At 34.4% G+C, this 18,514-nt stretch carries 17 protein-coding genes and 1 other RNA gene; 16 read left to right on the top strand and 2 right to left on the bottom strand.

Annotation, left to right across the window (positions count from 1 at the left end; genetic code table 11):
- The first annotated feature begins 60 nt into the window (after positions 1–60).
- From menA to C7D53_RS16465, 3 genes are all read left to right on the top strand, one after another.
- Entirely contained in the window at positions 61–990 is a 930-nt protein-coding gene (menA, locus tag C7D53_RS16475; protein WP_106917514.1) for a 1,4-dihydroxy-2-naphthoate octaprenyltransferase, read from the top strand.
- Between the two features lie 17 nt (positions 991–1,007).
- On the top strand, positions 1,008–1,454 hold the full coding sequence (locus C7D53_RS16470) for an SRPBCC family protein (RefSeq protein ID WP_106917513.1): 447 nt from the start codon (positions 1,008–1,010) through the stop codon (positions 1,452–1,454).
- A 130-nt stretch (positions 1,455–1,584) separates the two neighbouring features.
- Positions 1,585–2,271 (top strand): metal-dependent hydrolase, encoded by a 687-nt coding sequence (locus C7D53_RS16465; protein WP_076351782.1) that lies wholly within the window; start codon positions 1,585–1,587, stop codon positions 2,269–2,271.
- A gap of 116 nt (positions 2,272–2,387) precedes the next feature.
- Here C7D53_RS16465 and ffs read toward each other — a convergent pair.
- Positions 2,388–2,485: signal recognition particle sRNA small type (gene ffs, locus C7D53_RS16460), an RNA gene on the bottom strand.
- A gap of 131 nt (positions 2,486–2,616) precedes the next feature.
- Here ffs and C7D53_RS16455 point away from each other — a divergent pair.
- The 11 genes from C7D53_RS16455 to C7D53_RS16405 all read left to right on the top strand — a co-directional run bounded on the left by C7D53_RS16455 (position 2,617) and on the right by C7D53_RS16405 (position 13,389).
- Positions 2,617–3,219 carry a DUF4199 domain-containing protein gene (locus tag C7D53_RS16455; RefSeq protein ID WP_106917512.1) on the top strand — a complete coding sequence of 201 codons (603 nt, stop codon included), beginning with the start codon at positions 2,617–2,619 and terminating at the stop codon, positions 3,217–3,219.
- Positions 3,220–3,234: 15 nt separating this feature from the next.
- Entirely contained in the window at positions 3,235–4,185 is a 951-nt protein-coding gene (locus C7D53_RS16450; RefSeq protein WP_106917511.1) for a glycosyltransferase family 2 protein, read from the top strand.
- 425 nt (positions 4,186–4,610) lie between these two features.
- Positions 4,611–5,312, top strand: coding sequence for a GIN domain-containing protein (locus tag C7D53_RS16445; protein WP_106917510.1), 702 nt, complete (start codon positions 4,611–4,613; stop codon positions 5,310–5,312).
- 82 nt (positions 5,313–5,394) lie between these two features.
- The gene (locus C7D53_RS16440; RefSeq protein WP_106917509.1) at positions 5,395–7,110 is read left to right on the top strand and encodes a phospho-sugar mutase; all 1,716 of its coding nucleotides are present in this window, start codon (positions 5,395–5,397) and stop codon (positions 7,108–7,110) included.
- Between the two features lie 21 nt (positions 7,111–7,131).
- A complete protein-coding gene (locus tag C7D53_RS16435; RefSeq protein WP_106917508.1) occupies positions 7,132–8,031 on the top strand; it encodes a hypothetical protein in 900 nt (299 codons plus the stop codon).
- Positions 8,032–8,058: 27 nt separating this feature from the next.
- Entirely contained in the window at positions 8,059–9,312 is a 1,254-nt protein-coding gene (locus tag C7D53_RS16430) for a pyridoxal phosphate-dependent aminotransferase (protein WP_106917507.1), read from the top strand.
- 112 nt (positions 9,313–9,424) lie between these two features.
- A complete protein-coding gene (locus tag C7D53_RS16425) occupies positions 9,425–10,015 on the top strand; it encodes a hypothetical protein (RefSeq protein WP_106917506.1) in 591 nt (196 codons plus the stop codon).
- Positions 10,016–10,147: 132 nt separating this feature from the next.
- The gene (locus tag C7D53_RS16420) at positions 10,148–11,134 is read left to right on the top strand and encodes a phosphatase PAP2 family protein (RefSeq protein WP_106917505.1); all 987 of its coding nucleotides are present in this window, start codon (positions 10,148–10,150) and stop codon (positions 11,132–11,134) included.
- 142 nt (positions 11,135–11,276) lie between these two features.
- Positions 11,277–11,999: a 3-deoxy-manno-octulosonate cytidylyltransferase gene (gene kdsB, locus C7D53_RS16415; RefSeq protein WP_106917504.1), complete on the top strand. Its 723-nt coding sequence runs from the start codon at positions 11,277–11,279 to the stop codon at positions 11,997–11,999.
- Positions 12,000–12,113: 114 nt separating this feature from the next.
- Entirely contained in the window at positions 12,114–12,776 is a 663-nt protein-coding gene (locus C7D53_RS16410) for a histidine kinase (protein WP_106917503.1), read from the top strand.
- Between the two features lie 37 nt (positions 12,777–12,813).
- A complete protein-coding gene (locus tag C7D53_RS16405) occupies positions 12,814–13,389 on the top strand; it encodes a glutathione peroxidase (protein WP_106917502.1) in 576 nt (191 codons plus the stop codon).
- Between the two features lie 124 nt (positions 13,390–13,513).
- On the opposite strand, the gene C7D53_RS16400 is transcribed toward C7D53_RS16405, so the two are convergent.
- Entirely contained in the window at positions 13,514–14,173 is a 660-nt protein-coding gene (locus C7D53_RS16400; protein WP_106917501.1) for an NAD(P)H-binding protein, read from the bottom strand.
- Between the two features lie 176 nt (positions 14,174–14,349).
- Between C7D53_RS16400 and C7D53_RS16395 the strand changes: the two genes are divergently transcribed.
- Both C7D53_RS16395 and C7D53_RS16390 read left to right on the top strand, forming a co-directional pair.
- Positions 14,350–14,703: an MmcQ/YjbR family DNA-binding protein gene (locus C7D53_RS16395; RefSeq protein ID WP_106917500.1), complete on the top strand. Its 354-nt coding sequence runs from the start codon at positions 14,350–14,352 to the stop codon at positions 14,701–14,703.
- A gap of 16 nt (positions 14,704–14,719) precedes the next feature.
- Positions 14,720–18,475, top strand: coding sequence for a DUF3857 domain-containing protein (locus C7D53_RS16390; protein ID WP_106917499.1), 3,756 nt, complete (start codon positions 14,720–14,722; stop codon positions 18,473–18,475).
- The last annotated feature ends 39 nt before the right edge of the window (positions 18,476–18,514 follow it).

Genomic DNA, 18,514 nt, shown 5'->3' with positions numbered 1-18,514 from the left:
CCTAAGGGTCGTTTTTATCATTTTACATGAATACATTTTACATGAATACATAAAAATAGTATGACTGATTGGATAAAAGCCGCAAGGCTAAGAACTTTACCGCTTTCCCTTAGCGGAATTATAATGGGAGCATTCATAGCAAAGTGGCGATTGTATAGAGAAGGAGGAATCTGGGACTGGAAAATCTTTGCCCTGGCACTTTTGGTAACACTATTGTACCAAATTTTATCAAATTATGCCAACGACTATGGTGATGGTGTAAAAGGAACAGATGCAAAAAGAATCAATGAAGCCGAAGCAAGAGCAGTAGCGTCAGGAAAAATTACCGCCAAACAGATGAAAAATGCTGTGATTTTGTTTTCAGCATTATCTTTCATCGCTACCATTGCGCTACTTTATGTTGCTTTTATTCCGGACTATATGAATGAATTTTACATTTTCATCGGTTTAGGAGTGGCGAGTATTTTGGCAGCAATTGGATATACAGTAGGAAAAAAACCTTATGGATATATGGGACTGGGAGATATCTTCGTGTTTGTATTTTTTGGACTTGTTTCCGTATGTGGTAGCTATTTCCTTTTTACAAAAACTTTCAGCTGGGATATGTTATTACCGGGAACTGCAGTAGGAATGATGAGTATGGCGGTTTTAAACCTTAACAATATGAGGGATATTGAAAGTGATAAAATATCCGGAAAGAACAGTTTTGCATTAAGAATCGGATTCAAAAATGCAATGATCTACGAAATGGTGTTATTACAGCTTCCATTGGTGCTAATTCTTATCTTTTTAGGAGTAAATGGATTTATACAACAGCAAAATTATTATGTTTTCATCGTAATGATCCTTCTGTTTCCATTGGCAAAACTGAGAAGAAACATCATGTCGGTTAAAGAACCAAAGGAATTAGATCAATATTTAAAGCAGGTTGGGATTATGACATTTATAATGGCAATTCTTACCGCAGCCGGACTTAATTTATTTAACTAAATCTAAAATATCATATTATGAGTCCTACAATTTACGTTGAAGCACAAATGCTTATCAGAAAACCGATTGAAGATGTTTTTGAAGCATTCATCAATCCCGAAGTAACTACCAATTTCTGGTTTACAAAATCTACAGGAAAACTTGAAGAAGGAAAAACGGCAACCTGGGAGTGGGAAATGTATGGCGTAAAATCTGAAGTAAAAGTTCAGCAAATTATTCCAAATGAGCTGATCAGAACAGAATGGGGAGCGCTTTCAACAAATGTAGACTATGAGTTTAAAACAATGGAAAAAGGAACCCTTGTTGTTATTAAAAGCTATGGATTCAGCCAGACTGGTGAAGATCTGTTAAAAGTGATTAATGACAATACAGGCGGTTTTACGACGGTTTTGGATGGCTGTAAAGCCTATTTGGAACACGGAATTAAACTGAACCTGATTGAGGATAAATTTCCACAGAAATAAGCTAACGACTTATGATTAAATAAAACACAAATAACCCGGATGTTTTCACAAATTTCACTAACGTTAATGAGTGTGCTGTTTGTGAAACTATTTGAGTCATTTGTGTTTAAAAATTTAAACTAAATTTAAAATGAAAATACAATTCTTAGGGCAAAATTGTTTCTTGTTCACGTATAAGGACAAGACCATTTTGAGCGACCCTTTTTACAACTACAAAAAAGCGGAATCAGGTTTTGATATTACCGCTCAAAAAATCGATTACATCCTGCTGACCCATGCACATGGCGATCACATCGCGGATGTAGGAGAAGTATTACAGCATTATCCTGAAGCAACCATAATTGGAGTGCCTGAAGTATGCGGTTATTTCAAATCAGCGAAGAATACAGACGATGTGAACCTTGGAGGATCAGCAAAAATCGACGATCTTAAAATTTCCATGGTTCCGGCTCACCACACCAGTTCTTTCCCTGATGGGAGCTACGGAGGGGTTCCTGTGGGGTATATTTTCAGACTTCCTGAAGGGAAGAATGTTTATTTAGCAGGAGATACAGGAGTAATGGCAGACATGGAATTATTTCCAAGATTGTATGGGAACATAGATCTTTCTATCCTTCCTATCGGTAGCCACTACACAATGTGCCCACGAAAAGCGTCTTTTGCAGCAGCAGAACTATTGAAAACTCCAAAGGTAATTGGATGTCACTTTGATACTTTCCCTGCCATTGAGATCAACCATGAAAGTGCTTTAAAGCATTTTGCAGATAAAAATGTAGAACTTGTTTTACCAAAACTGGGAGAAACATTCGAATTTTAATAGAGAATAAAACTGAGGTAATCTAAAAATTAGAAAAATGAAAATGATGCGTAAGGTATTAAAAACAAAAAAAGATAATTATCAAATTACCTCTCTTCTCACTTTAAACCAAAAAAAAATGGCAAGCTACCTAAATCACACCGCTACGACCAATTACCTTTGCTGCGTTCCCACCCTGGAGGATTCTCAGGAGCTGGTTGTTTAGGACTTGCCGTTGCAAAGGTAGGAAATATTTGTAAACTTCAAAACTTTATTAAAGAAAATTAGTCGAAAAAATGCAGTGGTAAAGCTAAACAGCTGACATTTAGAGGAATAATTTTTCAACTTTTTTCTAAAAATTTAAATATGACGAAAAGTCCATCAACACTAGGAATTATACTTTTTATTGCTACAATGATTGTTTTCTTTGTAGTATATACTTTTTTTTCAGGTATCAATTATTTTGATATTTCACTGAAAGCCAACGCGTTTATTCTGCCTATCTTGTATGCAGGAGCTGCATTTTGGTCTGTAAAATTATACTGGAACAACCATAGAGTGGTAAGTTTTAAAGAAGCTTTCAAAAGAGCTTTCGTTCCGATGTTCATCGGAGGAATTCTTTCAATTTTCAGTATTTATTCTTTTTTAAACTTTGTAGATCCAGATGCAAAGAAGCTGCTGAACTATCAATATGTTCAAAGACAGAAATCGGAATTGGATACTGAATATACTTCAGCCAGAAAGATTATGAAGCATCAAAAAGACATTGATGAGCTGGATCAGAAGTATAAAGAGAGGCTACAAAGCTTCACTCCAGAGGCTGTGAAAGGAAAAGATATGCTTACCGCAAGTCATTTTTCAGGATATTTTGCAGCAATTCTTATATTTTACGTAGTTTTGTCAGTGTTTTTCGGAGCATTTTTCAGAACGAGAACGATCTATCAGCCCGAAGAAACAGAACAAGCCTAATTTTATTAAAATTAAATGAATTTATCTATAGTTATTCCGTTACTGAACGAGGAAGATTCTCTGGAAGAACTTTTTTCAAGAATTGATAACGTCTGCAGAACCAATAGTTTGTCTTACGAAATATGGTTTGTAGATGATGGAAGTACGGATTTATCGTGGAGCATTATTGAGAACTTAAAAGTACAGCATCCTCAGATCCACGGTATTAAATTTTCCAGAAATTATGGAAAATCACAGGCACTTCATGCTGCCTTTTCAAGAACAAACGGAGATGTGGTAATTACCATGGATGCCGATCTGCAAGATTTTCCGGAAGAAATTCCTGAGCTGTATAATATGGTAGTTCATGATAATTACGATATTGTTTCAGGGTGGAAAAAGAAGCGTTTTGATAATGTAATGACCAAGAATGTTCCGTCAAAACTATTCAATGCCGCAGCCAGAAAAGTATCCGGAGTTGAACTTCATGATTTCAATTGTGGCCTGAAAGCTTACAAAAAGCAGGTTGTAAAATCGGTGGATGTATATGGTGATATGCACCGTTATATTCCGGTATTGGCGGCTAATGCAGGATTCAGAAGAATTACAGAAAAAGAAGTTCAGCATCAGGCAAGACCTTACGGAACTTCGAAATTCGGAACAGAAAGGTTCATTAGAGGCTTTCTGGATTTGGTAACTCTTTGGTTTGTAAGTCGCTTTGGAGGAAGACCTATGCATTTCTTCGGAGCAGTAGGGACGTTGATGTTTATCTTCGGTTTCCTTTCAGCCCTTTGGTTGGGAATTTCAAAGCTAATTGATGTTGCAAGAGGTATTTATGGGCATTTAATTACCAATAATCCTTGGTTTTTTATTGCTTTAACAATGATGATTATGGGAACATTACTATTTGTGGCAGGGTTCCTTGGAGAAATGATTATCAGAACCAACCGCGAACATAAAAATTATAATATTGACGAAGTGATATAAGGTTGTAAGCCATATTAACTAAAATCAAACCCTATTAATACCTCAGGAAGTTCTTCTTTCTGAGGTATTTTTATTTAATCCTTTCTCCATTCCGAAAAAACGCCCAGAAAGTATTAGGTTGGGATTTTAGGCCATTTCATCAAAAAAAATAATTGATTAAATGACTATACGTGCTGGGCGATTTCAAAAATAGATGATTGACTTTAATTTTATTTGAGCAATTATTCTTTTCTTAGGTCTAAAAAAAAAGTAAAATTGAAAATTATCAGGTTTTTTATTGTCAAATGACAAAGTTTTTTAGAAATTTTAATCCTATTTTTGTTAAAAGATATTATTGAAAGTTTCATGACGGATGTATAAAAGATTCCGGAAATTTTCAATAGAGTAGATCCCTAAGATCGTTAGTAGAATATTTAAAATTAAATATGAAAAAAGTATTATACACATTAATGCTGGTTGCGGTGGTTTCCTGTGGAAAAGTTTCTCCAAAAGGAAATATTGAAAAGAAAGATGTGGAAGTTCCGGAGTTTGTTAATCTGGATCTTACCGGGAAATTTCGTGTTTTCTATGCCAGAGGTCCTAAAAACTTTGTGGAAATAGAAACCTATCCCAATGTGGCAAATAACCTTGATGTAGATGTAAAAGACAAAACGCTTTTTATTAAGGAAAAAAGAGGAACAAAAAGTGTAGATTTTTATAATGTAACTATTTATTCAAAATATAATCTTGAAAAAGTTGCCGTTGCAGACTCTGTGGAAATGAATATTTCAAGCGAAATTAAAACCGATAATTTCAAGCTTAATATGAAAAACCATGCTACATTTATGGGATCTGTTAATACGAGAAGAGCAGAGGTGGAAATGCAGAATAGAAGCCGCGCCAACTTCTTAGGATTGTCAAAAGATGCTGTTATAAAGATTTCAGATACAGCGAGTTTAATTGCTCCCTACTGGAAAATAACCAACCTGAATATTGATTCCAAAAATGGAAATTATGCTGAAGTAAATGTAAAGGATTCTTTAAAAGGAAATATTCATAATACAGCAAAATTTATCTATTATAATGACCCGATCAGAGCGTTTAAAGTAGATAAGACAACAAGAGTAGAAAATAAGAAATTAAATTAAAAAAATCATCAGCTGAATGTAGGAAACGACGAAAAGAAAGCGTCCATTTTTCAGGCTTTCAGCTTCCAAACTAGATATAAATATGACAACATTAGAAAAAGCGAAACTTTGGTTAAGTGATACATTCGATAAAGAAACGAGAGATGCTGTACAATCTTTGATCGAAAGCAATTCTCCTGATCTGGAAGATTCTTTCTACAGAGAACTGGAATTCGGGACTGGAGGAATGCGTGGGATAATGGGAGTAGGAACCAACCGCTTAAATAAATATACATTAGGACAGGCTACCCAGGGATTGGCAAATTATATGCTGGAACAGTTCAAGGGAGAAGAAATTAAGGTGGCCATTGCCTATGACGTTCGTCATAACTCAAAAGAATTCGGAAAATTGGTTGCAGATGTTTTAACGGCCAATGGAATTAAGGTGTTGCTTTTCAAAGATCACAGACCTACCCCTGAATTGTCTTTCACAGTTCGTGATAAAAAATGTAACGGAGGAATTGTATTAACAGCTTCTCACAATCCACCGGAATATAACGGTTACAAGGTATACTGGAATGACGGAGCGCAAATTGTTCCGCCAAATGATGAAGCCATCATCAATGAAGTTTATTCTGTAAAATTTGAAGAAATTAAATTCAACGGTAATGATGATCTGATTGAGTGGATCGGAGAAGAGCAGGACGATGTTTATATCGATACCTGTATTGAAAACTCTACTTATCAGAACGCTGGAAAAGAAAACCTAAATATTGTCTTTACATCTATCCACGGAACAACGTACACCACAATTCCAAAAGCTTTAGCAAAAGCAGGATTTAAAAAAGTGGATCTTGTAAAAGAACAAATGATCCCAAGTGGAAACTTCCCGACAGTAGATTCACCGAACCCGGAAGAACCTGCGGCATTGGAAATGGCAATGGATCTTGCAAAAATTACCAACGCTGATATTGTTATCGGAACCGATCCGGATGGAGACAGACTGGGAATTGCTGTAAGAAACCTTGACGGTGAAATGCAGTTATTGAACGGAAACCAGACCAATACCATCCTTACTTACTATATTCTGCACGAATGGCAAAAACAAGGAAGAATTACAGGAAAAGAATTTATCGGTTCTACGATTGTAACTTCTGATGTTTTCTATGATATTGCACAAAAATTTGGTGTTGAATGCAAAGTGGGTCTTACAGGATTCAAATGGATCGGAAAAATGATCCGTGAGGCTGAAGGAACACAGAAATTTGTATGTGGAGGAGAAGAAAGTTTCGGTTTCATGACAGGAGATTTTGTTCGTGATAAAGATTCTTGTGGTAGTATCGTTTTGGCTTGTGAGATTGCTGCTTGGTGTAAAGCCAACGGAAAAACAATGTATCAGTATATGATCGAGATCTATGAAGATCTTGGAATGTATTACGAAGGACTGGTAAACATCGTAAGAAAAGGAAAAGAAGGAGCTGAAGAAATTCAGAATATGATGAAGAACTTCCGTGAAAACCCTCCAAAAGAATTGGCAGGTTCATTAGTGGAAGAAGTGAAAGACTTTAAAGAGCAAACCAGTTTCACTGTTTCTAATGGCGAGAAAAAAGTAATGAACGATATTCCGAAATCCAATGTATTAATTTACTATACACAGGACGGAACCAAAGTTTGTGTAAGACCTTCCGGAACGGAACCAAAAATTAAATTCTATGTTTCAGTAAAAGACGTTATTAAGTCTGAAGCAGATTTTAAAGATAAATTAAAATCATTGGAAGCTAAAATCGAAGCAGTTAAAACAGATTTAAAACTGGATTAATCCTAAGGTAATAGCAGACAGATGATAAAAAAAATTGTAGCAGTTTGCCTGCTTTCTGCAGCCGTAGTTTCCTGTAAAAAAGAAACTGCCGTTTCGGATGTAAAGCCTGCCAATGATTCAATTATAAAAAACGAAACCAAGGAAGATCAGTATAAACCTATTGATACAGCTTGTTCTCCTAATCATAAGACGGATGACTACATCACGGCACTTCAATGGTATCGTACCAAAATTGATAAAGAAATTGCAGGAAATAGCCCGGAACAGAATGACAAGGTTTATGAAGACTATGTAAAAATAAGAGACAAGTATACCAGTTGTCTGAATGATTTACATATGGATATACTGGATAAATATGTTGATTATCATACAAGAGAGCCCGACACCTACAACCTACCGGAGAATGTAAAGAAAATTGCCGTCGAACTCAACAAAGCAGGTCTTGAATTCCGTGTAATGGGAGAAGGACTTACCGAAATTCATTCATTACCAGATTATTATGTGTCTGTTTTTAAGAATAAGGTAACGCCGGATTATGATGCCTATATCTCACAGATAGCAAAAGACAGAAAAGATAACTATGCTGTGAATGGGGGGCTTTTGATTACCTGGGAAGAATTAGGAGACAGATTAATCGTTTGGGAAAATTTTATGAATAAATATCCTAAAAGCCCGCTGATAAAAGTGGTAAAACAGGATTATCATAATTACTTGCTGGATTATCTTCTGGGAATGGACGGTGATCGAATTTATGACAGCGAAGAAGGCAAAATTTATGATGATAAGAGAGAAGAATATAATAGAATCATCAAAAAATATCCAAATTCTATTACTGCGAAAAAAACTAAAGAACTAATAGCCGCTTATGATGCCCATGTACCTGTGGATCAGATAGAAGAGAGAATCAATTTGAGAAGATAATATTAGTAAATTTTAAATAAGAAAAAAGTGAAAGTTTCAAAATTAGCAGCGAACCTGATCGGTTCTGAAATTGTAAAAATTGGTAACGAGGTAAATGATCTAAAAGCAAAGGGAGCAGAAATTGCCAATCTTACTATTGGTGATCTGAATTCTAATATCTATCCTATTCCGGCATTGCTGAAGGAAGAGATTCAGAAAGCCTATCAGAATAATCTGACAAACTATCCTCCTGCAAACGGACTTTTATCTTTAAGAAAGGAAGTTTCCAAGGATCTGAAAAACAGATGGAACCTGGATTATTCAGCTAACGACATCCTGATTACAGCAGGATCAAGACCTTTGATCTATGCCGTATACAAAACAATTGTAGATGAGGGAGATAAAGTAATATATCCTACACCGTCTTGGAACAATAATCACTACGCTTACCTTACTTCAGCCAACGCTGTAGAAGTAAAAACCAAACCTGAAACCAACTTCCTTCCAACAGCAGATGATTTAAGACCTCATTTGGATGGAGCTGTTTTACTGGCACTTTGTTCACCATTGAACCCTACAGGAACAATGTTTACAAGAGAGCAACTTTCAGAAATCTGTGAATTGGTGATCGCTGAAAACAAAAAAAGAGGGGCAGATGAAAAGCCGTTATACTTAATGTATGACCAAATTTATTCTAACCTTACTTTTGGAGCAGAACACGTAGATCCGGTTTCTCTTTTCCCTGAAATGAGAGAATATACCATTTATATTGATGGAATCTCTAAATGTCTTGCTGCAACAGGAGTACGTGTAGGATGGGGATTCGGTCCTGCACATATCATAGATAAAATGAAAGCACTTCTTACCCACGTGGGAGCTTGGGCGCCAAAGCCAGAGCAGGAAGCTACTGCAAAATTCTATGAAAACCCTGAAAATGTAAATGTATTCGTAGAAGATTTCAAAGGAAAACTTGAAGAAAGCCTAAAAGTTCTTCACGGTGGAGTTCAGGATTTAAAAGTAAAAGGACTTTCTGTGGACAGTATAGAGCCTATGGGAGCACTTTATCTTACTATTAAGTTAGATTATATCGGAAAAACAAAACCGGATGGAGCTGCCATTGAAAACTCTTCTGACTTGGTTTTCTATTTAATTAATGAAGCTGGAGTAGCTTTAGTACCATTCTCAGCATTCGGGGAAGATAAATCTGAACCTTGGTTCCGTGCTTCTGTTGGAGGATTAGCTGTGGATGAGATCAAGGTAATGCTTCCAAAACTGGAGAGCGCTTTGAACAAATTAAAGTAATCTTTACATAAAATAGATGCTTCGACTCTGTTCAGCATGACATCGTTAAAATATTATCATTAGCAGTGTCATACTGATTGGAGTCGAAGTTTTTTATTTAAAATATAAGTCCATGAAACTTCCCCGAAGATCTTTTCTTGAAACAAAATATCTATTTTATTCTACATTAGCAATAATAGCTATAGTGATTGTAAGTGTTTGGATTTCCGGAAAGGGAGTTCATCGGTCATTATTTCAAAATTCTATTCTATCAACATCTATTTTAGCGGGCGGATTTTTTCTGTTTATCAGCTTAGGATTGTATTATGGTTTGAAATTAAAAGACAATATTGGGAGTATTTTAAATAAAGAAAGATTAAAAAAATACCCTGATAAAGCACCCACAATTGATAATTTTGATTTTGACTCACCAATTGCAGGAGATGGAATAGGAGGCGCTATTCTCTCTATTGTTTTATGGATTGTATTTTCTATTGTACTTATCTATCTTTCCTATTTTCTCGGACTTTTCTTTTGGTCTGCAATATTATTTTTAGGAGCCATTTTATACTGGATTTTTTTCAGAGCCCTACGTTTTGTTTTTAAAAACTCTGGAAAATGCAAAGGAGACTTATTAAAAAGTTTCGGATTCGGTTTTTTCTATTCTTTTCTATATGTTTCCTGGATGTATGGAATTATTTTTCTGATCAAGTTTATCAATTAATAAAAGATTATTACTTTATGAAAAAAATTAAATAAACATTAAAAATTAGATAAATATTTTGTAGTAACATGAACTAGGAATTACCTTTGGGGCTTTTACACACTTAAATATAATAAAGTCGAAAATTACACGATGAAAAAACTGAGATTTCTACTCTTACCAGTTTCAATATTGGTATGCTCACAAGAGATTGATACACTGAAAGTGAAAGAGCTATCACAGGAAATGGAGCTGCCAAAAGTACAAACCTACACCTTAAAAGACGGTTCAGTAAGAACCTATCCCAAGCCTAAGCTTTTGGACTTTGTAACCAAATTACCAAGAAATTTTATTGATACCAATAAAGATTTTGTTGCAAAAGATCATGCTTACTATTTAGGAGGAGCAGTTGCATCAACGTTGATCCTTATACCATTTGATCAGAAATTAATAGACAATTCACGAGAGCTGGGAGAAAGATGGGGTATGGATAAAGACAACAACTACCATAAAGTTGGAGGAGTCTTTAAAATACCTAAAGATATTGGATCAACCCTATACCTGATTGGGAACGGATCTACATTAGTTCTTCTGGGAATCGGTTTTGGAACTTATGGTTTAATTAAAAATGATTACAGAGCACAAGCTACAGCAAGCGGATTAATGGAAAGTTTAATTCTTTCCGGAGTCTTTACTCAGACCATTAAAAGAATTACCGGAAGAGAAAGTCCGTTTATTGCAGAAATAAATGGTAATAAAGGAGGTGCATGGAATCCTTTCCCAAGTTTTTCAGAATTTGGAAAGAATACCTCAAATTATGATGCAATGCCGTCCGGACACCTAACCACCTTTATGGCAGGTATCACCGTAATTGCAGATAATTACCCGGATGCAAAATGGATAAAACCGGTAGGATATACCTTAGCGGGAGCTTTATGCTTTCAAATGATGCAAAGTAAAGTTCACTGGGCTTCAGATTATCCGTTAGCCCTATTAATGGGATATTTTATAGGAAAAACCATTTCAAAAAGCAGATATACTTCATCAGAGGGAACCATCGGAAAAACAAAATATAACCTAAACTTTGTTGCATCCCGTCAATGGGAATATAATATGGTTGGGGTAAAACTCTCTTTTTAAACCCCTGAAATCTTTGTTTTTTGTAGTAAATAAGATAGTTTTCACTACATTTGATCTAAATATAAAAGGTACATTGCCGCGTTTTTAAATGGCGGAATGAAAACCTATTGAATTAAAAAGACTTAATTAATATTTTTATTAAATGAAAATAATCGCTGTCATCCCTGCTCGTTACGAAGCAAGCCGTTTTCCAGGGAAACTCATGCAAACTTTAGGAGAAAAAACCGTTATTACAACTACCTATCAAAATGTAGTGGAAACAGGGCTTTTTGATGAAGTTTTTGTAGCTACAGACTCTGAAATTATCCTTGATGAAATTGTAAAGAATGGCGGTAAAGCTGTAATGACAGGACAGCATGAAACAGGAAGTGATCGTATTGCGGAAGCCGTACAGAATATAGATTGCGATATCGTTATCAATGTTCAGGGAGATGAACCTTTCCTTAAACTGGAACCTTTACAGCAGCTAATTGAGGTTTTCAAGAAAGATGATCATAAAGAGATTTCACTCGCTTCTTTGAAAATAAAATTATCAGAGAAAGAAGAAGTTGAAAATCCTAATAACGTAAAAGTAATTACTGATAACAACGGTTTCGCGTTATATTTTAGCCGCTCCGTAATTCCTTTTCACAGGGAAGTTTCTTACGATGTAAGCTACTTTAAGCATATTGGAGTTTACGCATTCCGAAAAGAAGCGCTATTACAATTCTCAAGACTACAAATGAAACCATTGGAAATCTCTGAAAAAATTGAGTGTATCCGCTACCTTGAATATGGTATGAAGATCAAAATGATAGAAACCAACTTCATTGGTGTAGGCATTGATACTCCTGAAGATTTGGAAAAAGCAAGGAAACTGATTTAAAATCCGTTAAAGGAGCCAACAGGTTCGAAATTTTACCTTTCCACCTTGTTGCATTCCTTTCCTTTTTGCTATTTCGCCCAAATCCCCTTATATTTGAATTTATAAATAAAATTAATGAAGAGATTATTTTTAGTATTTGCCCTGATATTTTCACACTTAACCTTTGCCCAGACAGCCAAAGAAATTATAGATAAAAATATTGAGTTATCGGGAGGCTTAACCAGTTGGAAGCTTTTAAACTCGGTGTTGCTGCAAGGAAAAGTAGTGTTGGGAATAAAGGACGAATATCCTATAAAAATATACCAGCAACGTCCTAACCTTACCAAAACGATTATTACTATCAGTGGAAAGGAAACGGCTATTGAAGGCTTTGACGGAAACAAGGGATATGCCATGAACTATGCAGCCAATAAACTTCAGGAATATCCTGAATATGTTTCAGAAAGCTTTGATAATGACTTCATTGATTGGGAGAGCAAAGGTTTTGCTGCCAAATATCTGGGAAAAGAAAAAGTAGGAGAGATCTATTGTCATAAAGTAGAGCTTACCAAGAATGTCAATAAGAATATATATTATTTTGATACAAAAACTTATATGCTGCTAAAGGAGATTAAAAAAGATGAAACAGTGGTATATTCTGACTACAAAAAAGTAGGAAACCTTACCATGCCTTTCAGAATTGAATCTTCAAGCTCAAAGAAAGACGGAGATTATGTAATGTTGCTTAACAGAATTGACATCAACAAAGTTTTTCCTGCCAATATTTTTAAGTTTTAATTCAACTGCAGTTTATCCTGCATAAAATTTATAAGAAATGAAAAATATTTTTTTACTGCTGTTTTCATTTGTTGCCGTTTTGCAAAGCTGCACCAATCAAAAAAGTGAAATTTCTAAAGCTAAAACCAAAGAACTTATGGGAAAAACAATATATGACTTTAAAGTAGAAGGCCTTGATGGAAAGGAAATCAACTTTGCCGATTTTAAAGGAAAGAAAATTCTTATTGTCAATACTGCTTCAGAATGCGGATTTACTCCTCAGTATGCTGACCTTGAAAAAGTATATGAAGAATACAAGGATAAATTAGTGGTCGTAGGTTTCCCAGCCAATAACTTCGGAGGGCAAGAACCAGGAACCAATACTGAAATTGGAACGTTTTGCCAGAAAAATTATGGGGTAACATTCCCAATGGCTGCTAAAGTTTCCGTAAAAGGAGACGATATCGCACCTATTTTTAAATACTTAACAGAACAAGAGTTAAACGGAGTAAAAAATACAAGTATTCTTTGGAATTTTACCAAATTCTTAATTGATGAAAATGGTAAATTAATTGATACTTATGTAAGTACTACAAAACCAACAAGTGAATCAATTACAAAGCATTTAAAATAACAATCAGTAAAATTTATAGAGTAAAAGTGGGTCATTGGAACCCACTTTTTTTATGACTAAAAATTAATAATAACTTTACTTCTGATTCTTTCCCTAAAACGATTCTGGTTTTTGTAATAAAGCTTTAATTATCAATTACTTTCTCTGCGAAACAAAAAATATTACCAAGCTTGATACTGGAGTAACCATTGCTCTTTATTTTAGAAGAATTAATCATTGCTTTTGCTAAAATATCTGTAGGTAAAGGCTTTTGACTTTCCAATAACCCAAGCTTATTAGCAAACTTTATAATTCTGCTGCCCAACACTTCACCTGTTCTTCCAGAGTCTTTTCTCTCGAGCATTCCGGGCTTAAAAATGGTAATTTTATTGAAATGCAATTGTTTTACAGCTTCTTCCAGTTCCCCTTTCATTTTGGAATAGAAGATCTTAGATTTAGAACTTGCACCATAAGCAGAAACCAGAATATAATCTTCCACATTATTTTCCTTGGCTGCCTTAGCAAATTCATATTGGTAATCAAAATCTACCTTTTTCTGGGCTTCTTTACTTCCGGCATCCTTTAAAGTGGTTCCAAGACAAGAAAATGCAACATCCCCTTTCACCATTTCTTTCCATTCCTCAGGTTTTTCAAAATTAACAACATGAACTTTAAGCCTTTCATTTTCAATGTTAACAGGTTTTCTTACAAAAATATCTACTTCCTCAAAATCCTTGTCATTGAGTAACTGATTAACTAAATCTTTTCCTGTAGCGCCTGTAGCACCGATTACTAGAGCTTTCATAACAATGTATTTTGAGGTGATGATATTTTCCTTTCTTAAATTTACTAAATTTGATCTAAAGTTTATATATTTTTTATGGGATTAAAGATTATAACCAGTACATCTCAGAACATTATATTTTTGAACTAAACCCAATCATCATTTTTACTATATTGCTTACCTATAAACTGATAAACATGGACGCCAACGAAATTTTAGATTATTGTCTTGCTAAAAAAGCAGTTACAGAAAATTTCCCCTTTGATAACGAGACTCTTGTGATGAAAGTGGATACTAAAATGTTTCTGCTGATGGGCCTTGAAAAACAGCCGCTGTCTATTAATGTAAAGACAGATCCGGAATGGAGCGCAGAACTTCGTGAGCAATACCCTCAGATTACAGGAGCTTACCATATGAATAAAACCCATTGGAATTCTGTTTCAATAGATGGTTTAAGGAGAGAACTCATCTTAAAATTAATAGATCATTCCTATGAATTGGTATTTAAATCCCTTACCAAGAAAATTCAAAACACAATAAATAATTCTTAATAACGAAACTAATAGCATGAAAAAAATTTTGATTTCGGCTGTATATTTTTTATCAGTCGGAGCATTTGCCCAGTCAAAGGATCACTCCAAAACCTGGGAACTTTTGCTGAACAACAAAAGAGATGAAGCAAGAACTTTTTACGATAAAACACTACAGTCCCAAAAACTTAAAAACTTTGAAAGCCTTTTTCTGGATGCAATGATAGATCAGGAAATGGGTAAATTTATCTTTGATGAAACCTTTGTTAGTAATTTTGTAAATGTTACTGACGAAGAAGCTTATTTGTATCCTGTTTTCAAGGAAAAATTTATGCTGAATGATGTTGAGGAAAGTGGAATTGATGATTACACCTATAAAAAGGTAGATCTTTTATACGGCAGTAAAAACTTTGGCCATCTAAATGGTATAATAGAGTTTAAAACTTATTTTGATTATCTGAGAGGCAATTTCTCAGGATCTGCAGAGGCCCTTTCGAAACTTGGAAAAATTGATAAATGGCAATATGCCGGAGTATTTGAAAACCTGAACGGAAGCGGCATGGACAATGAATATGAACCGGAAATCTATGCTAAAAATGACAAACTTTTCAATACCGGAAATTTTGGTAATATCGGCTGGTACAATAAAAAATATAAAGATAATGACGGATTCAATTTTTTCTTCAACGAACTGGAATATGGGAGAGGAATTGTCTACGCACAGACATTTATAGACAATCCGGAAGAGAGAAAAGTATGGTTTGAAGTGAATGCAAGCAGTGAACTTAAGGTTTTCCTGAATGATGTAGAAATACTTTCAAGTACAAAGGACGGTTATACCTCTACAGGATCACATCTTGTGGAAGTAGTATTACCGAAAGGGATGAACCGATTACTTATTAAAAGTGATTCACAGGCTGATAAGATGGCTGGTTTTATGATTGTTCCTTTCGATACCAACTACAATAAAATCAGTAACCTGAATTATTTTGATACGTATCGGGACTATAAAAAAAGTACCATTGCCCAGCTTCAGCCTAAAGAATTAGAGTTAAAATTTGAACATAGGCTTAAAGAGAAAATTGTACAGTCTCCCAATGATTTTATTTATGACTACCTTTTAACATTAGGCTATCTGAATAATCAACAGAATGACAAGGCAAAAGAAAAAATAGATGTTTTTACTCAAAAATATCCGAAATCCTCACTGATTCAGTTGCTTCTTTCCAGATATTATGCTAACATGGAAGATCAGGGAAAGATTACAGAGATTCTTAAAAATATAGAAGTGAATGATCCTGAGTATTATCAGGTTCCGGTGATGAAAATTGCGGATGACAACCTTACCAAAAGCATGAGTATTCAGGAGCTTGAAAAATACAAGGCGATTCTTAACAAAACAAAAGCGAAGGATATGGTTGATCTTTTTGACATTATCATATCTGCCAGAAACCACGATGTAGAAAAAATGAAATCCCATGTTTCCAACATCAAAAAAAACTTTGCCAATAACGAAAAATATATTGTTCTTCTAACTTCTCTTGAAGAATCTGATAAAAAAGATCAGAGTGGTATCATTAAAAAACTGGAAGATTTTATTGCTACAAGAAATAATCTGGATATTATGTCTTCATTATTTGAGTATTATGAAAAATCCAACAGGGTAGAAGATGAAAAAAAGCTTCTTAAAAAGTTCATCGAAATGTATTCGTCTTTAAATGTTCTGAGAATTAAATATGTATCTCTTTTACAGGAAGACCCCAAAGATCCTGAAATCATGAAACAGATTGATGAGGGACTTGAAAACTTTCCTTATTCCTATTCTCTGATGGCGTTAAAGGCAGAAATCTTAGCACTACAGAAAAATAAGGATGAAGCGGTAAAGTATGCAAAGGAATCTCTTTCTCATTTTGCTGAGAATGAACGTATGTATAAGTTGATAAGAGATTTGGGGCAGACTGAAGATGAAATTGATCAGGTTTCTGTAAAGGATTTGAAAAAACTGGCTTCAGAAAGAAGAAATAAAAGTACAAAAGGAAAAAAAGGAGTTACCACATTATTGGATGAATATATTGTAAACGTTTATCCTGAAGGAGGATTCAAAAAAAGAACGACCTATGTTTACGAAATTACTTCAGAAAGCGGAATTGAAGAGCTTAAGGAATATTACATTAACTATTATGATGATGTTTTAAAATCTGAAATCGTAAAACCAAACGGCAGCATTGTTCCGGGTGAAAAGTCTGATAATCAGATTGTTTTTACAAATCTTGAGGTAGGTGACGTAGTTCTTATCCAAAAAGAAAGTGTAGAAAGAAGAAGTGGACGTTTCTATAAAGATTTTAACCTTAGTTCTTATTTTAATTCCGAATATCCTGTTGTAGAATCTGTATTTACCGTAATTACCCCTGAAAATATGCCTTATCAGGTAAAAAGCAACAACGCAGAGGTGGCTTCCACAAAGAAAAAAGTAGGCAATAAACTTTTTCAGACCTGGAAACTTAGTAACCTTCCGGAAGTAAATATGGATGAAAATTATGGACCAACCTATTATGATGCAACCATTTCAGTAACAGCTAATTCTATAAAAACATGGCAGGAAATTTCCAACTGGTATTCTGATCTTACAAGAAAAAGTCTCGTTTCGGACAGAGTTGTAGAAAAAGCATTCAAGGAAATATTCCCCAACGGAACTTCAGGAATAAATGATACTGAAAAAGCAGAGAAAATTTATAATTATATAGAAAAAAATATAACTTATAGCTCTGTAGACTTCCGTCAAAGTGGATTTATTCCTCAAAAGCCATCCAAAACATTGGTAACTAAGCTTGGAGACTGCAAAGATTTGTCAACCCTATTTGTAATTCTTGGAAATCAGGCAGGATTAAAATCTAATCTTGTTTTGGTACAAACCAATGATAACTCTCCACAGCGTCTTCTATTGCCGAATTTAAGTTTCAATCACTGTATTGTAAAAGTAAATCTCGACGGAAAAGATACTTTCCTTGAAATGACAGACAAATATTTACCATTTAATGCAATTGTTAAAGGAAATTATAAAGCGAAAGGTCTGATAATTTATACTGATAAAAACAATGGAAATACAGCTCAACTTATTGATATATTAGCAGATAACAACACGAAAAATCTTTTCAAATCAATAAGTGAGGTTCAGATTAACGGTGATGATCAAAACTTTATGATTAGACAATATACAATGGGGGAGACTAAGAGCTATTATAATACTTTCTTCCAGGATTCACAGACAGAAGAAAATCGTAAAAAAAGCATGGAGAAAGAGTATGGTGGTATTTTAGATAAGGTGATTAATGTGAAATCAGTGAAATTATTAGAGGGAAAGGATCTTACTATCAATCCTTTATCCTATGAAGTTCAGTTCAATATCAATGATAAGCCTCAATCTGTTGGCAGCCTGAAAATTATGAAGATTCCTTTTGTCACAAAACCATTTACAAAAGATGTGGTAGCTACGGAAAACAGGAATATGGATATTTTGTACACGCAGTATGAAAGACAGAATGAGTATTTTGAAGAAGTATATCTTAACATTCCTGAGGGAATGAAATTTATTGAAATCCCTGAAAATAAAACCCTTGCGTATAATAATTTTAATTATTCAATCCATTATGAGCTTGAAAAGAATAATAGATTAAAAATAACCAGAAAATCTAAAACTCCTTGGGATAATATTAAAAAAGACCAATATCCGGAATTTAAAAAATTTGTAGAAGATGCCATTAATGCAGAAAACCAGATTTTAGGATATAAATAAAGACTATTAAACTTAAAACCAGATTATACGATCTGGTTT

The organism is Chryseobacterium aurantiacum, from assembly GCF_003020585.1.
In the GTDB taxonomy this organism is placed as follows: Bacteria; Bacteroidota; Bacteroidia; order Flavobacteriales; family Weeksellaceae; genus Chryseobacterium; species Chryseobacterium aurantiacum.
Note: the sequence above shows the minus strand (reverse complement) of the source record. Positions and strands in the feature narration are given on the sequence as shown.

What these genes read in the sequence shown, in the direction of transcription:
- menA (WP_106917514.1), top strand. Translation starts at nt 61, where the DNA reads ATGACTGATTGGATAAAAGCCGCAAGGCTAAGAACTTTACCGCTTTCC.
- C7D53_RS16470 (WP_106917513.1), top strand. Translation starts at nt 1,008, where the DNA reads ATGAGTCCTACAATTTACGTTGAAGCACAAATGCTTATCAGAAAACCG.
- C7D53_RS16465 (WP_076351782.1), top strand. Translation starts at nt 1,585, where the DNA reads ATGAAAATACAATTCTTAGGGCAAAATTGTTTCTTGTTCACGTATAAG.
- C7D53_RS16455 (WP_106917512.1), top strand. Translation starts at nt 2,617, where the DNA reads ATGACGAAAAGTCCATCAACACTAGGAATTATACTTTTTATTGCTACA.
- C7D53_RS16450 (WP_106917511.1), top strand. Translation starts at nt 3,235, where the DNA reads ATGAATTTATCTATAGTTATTCCGTTACTGAACGAGGAAGATTCTCTG.
- C7D53_RS16445 (WP_106917510.1), top strand. Translation starts at nt 4,611, where the DNA reads ATGAAAAAAGTATTATACACATTAATGCTGGTTGCGGTGGTTTCCTGT.
- C7D53_RS16440 (WP_106917509.1), top strand. Translation starts at nt 5,395, where the DNA reads ATGACAACATTAGAAAAAGCGAAACTTTGGTTAAGTGATACATTCGAT.
- C7D53_RS16435 (WP_106917508.1), top strand. Translation starts at nt 7,132, where the DNA reads ATGATAAAAAAAATTGTAGCAGTTTGCCTGCTTTCTGCAGCCGTAGTT.
- C7D53_RS16425 (WP_106917506.1), top strand. Translation starts at nt 9,425, where the DNA reads ATGAAACTTCCCCGAAGATCTTTTCTTGAAACAAAATATCTATTTTAT.
- C7D53_RS16420 (WP_106917505.1), top strand. Translation starts at nt 10,148, where the DNA reads ATGAAAAAACTGAGATTTCTACTCTTACCAGTTTCAATATTGGTATGC.
- kdsB (WP_106917504.1), top strand. Translation starts at nt 11,277, where the DNA reads ATGAAAATAATCGCTGTCATCCCTGCTCGTTACGAAGCAAGCCGTTTT.
- C7D53_RS16410 (WP_106917503.1), top strand. Translation starts at nt 12,114, where the DNA reads ATGAAGAGATTATTTTTAGTATTTGCCCTGATATTTTCACACTTAACC.
- C7D53_RS16405 (WP_106917502.1), top strand. Translation starts at nt 12,814, where the DNA reads ATGAAAAATATTTTTTTACTGCTGTTTTCATTTGTTGCCGTTTTGCAA.
- C7D53_RS16400 (WP_106917501.1), bottom strand. Translation starts at nt 14,173, where the DNA reads ATGAAAGCTCTAGTAATCGGTGCTACAGGCGCTACAGGAAAAGATTTA.
- C7D53_RS16395 (WP_106917500.1), top strand. Translation starts at nt 14,350, where the DNA reads ATGGACGCCAACGAAATTTTAGATTATTGTCTTGCTAAAAAAGCAGTT.
- C7D53_RS16390 (WP_106917499.1), top strand. Translation starts at nt 14,720, where the DNA reads ATGAAAAAAATTTTGATTTCGGCTGTATATTTTTTATCAGTCGGAGCA.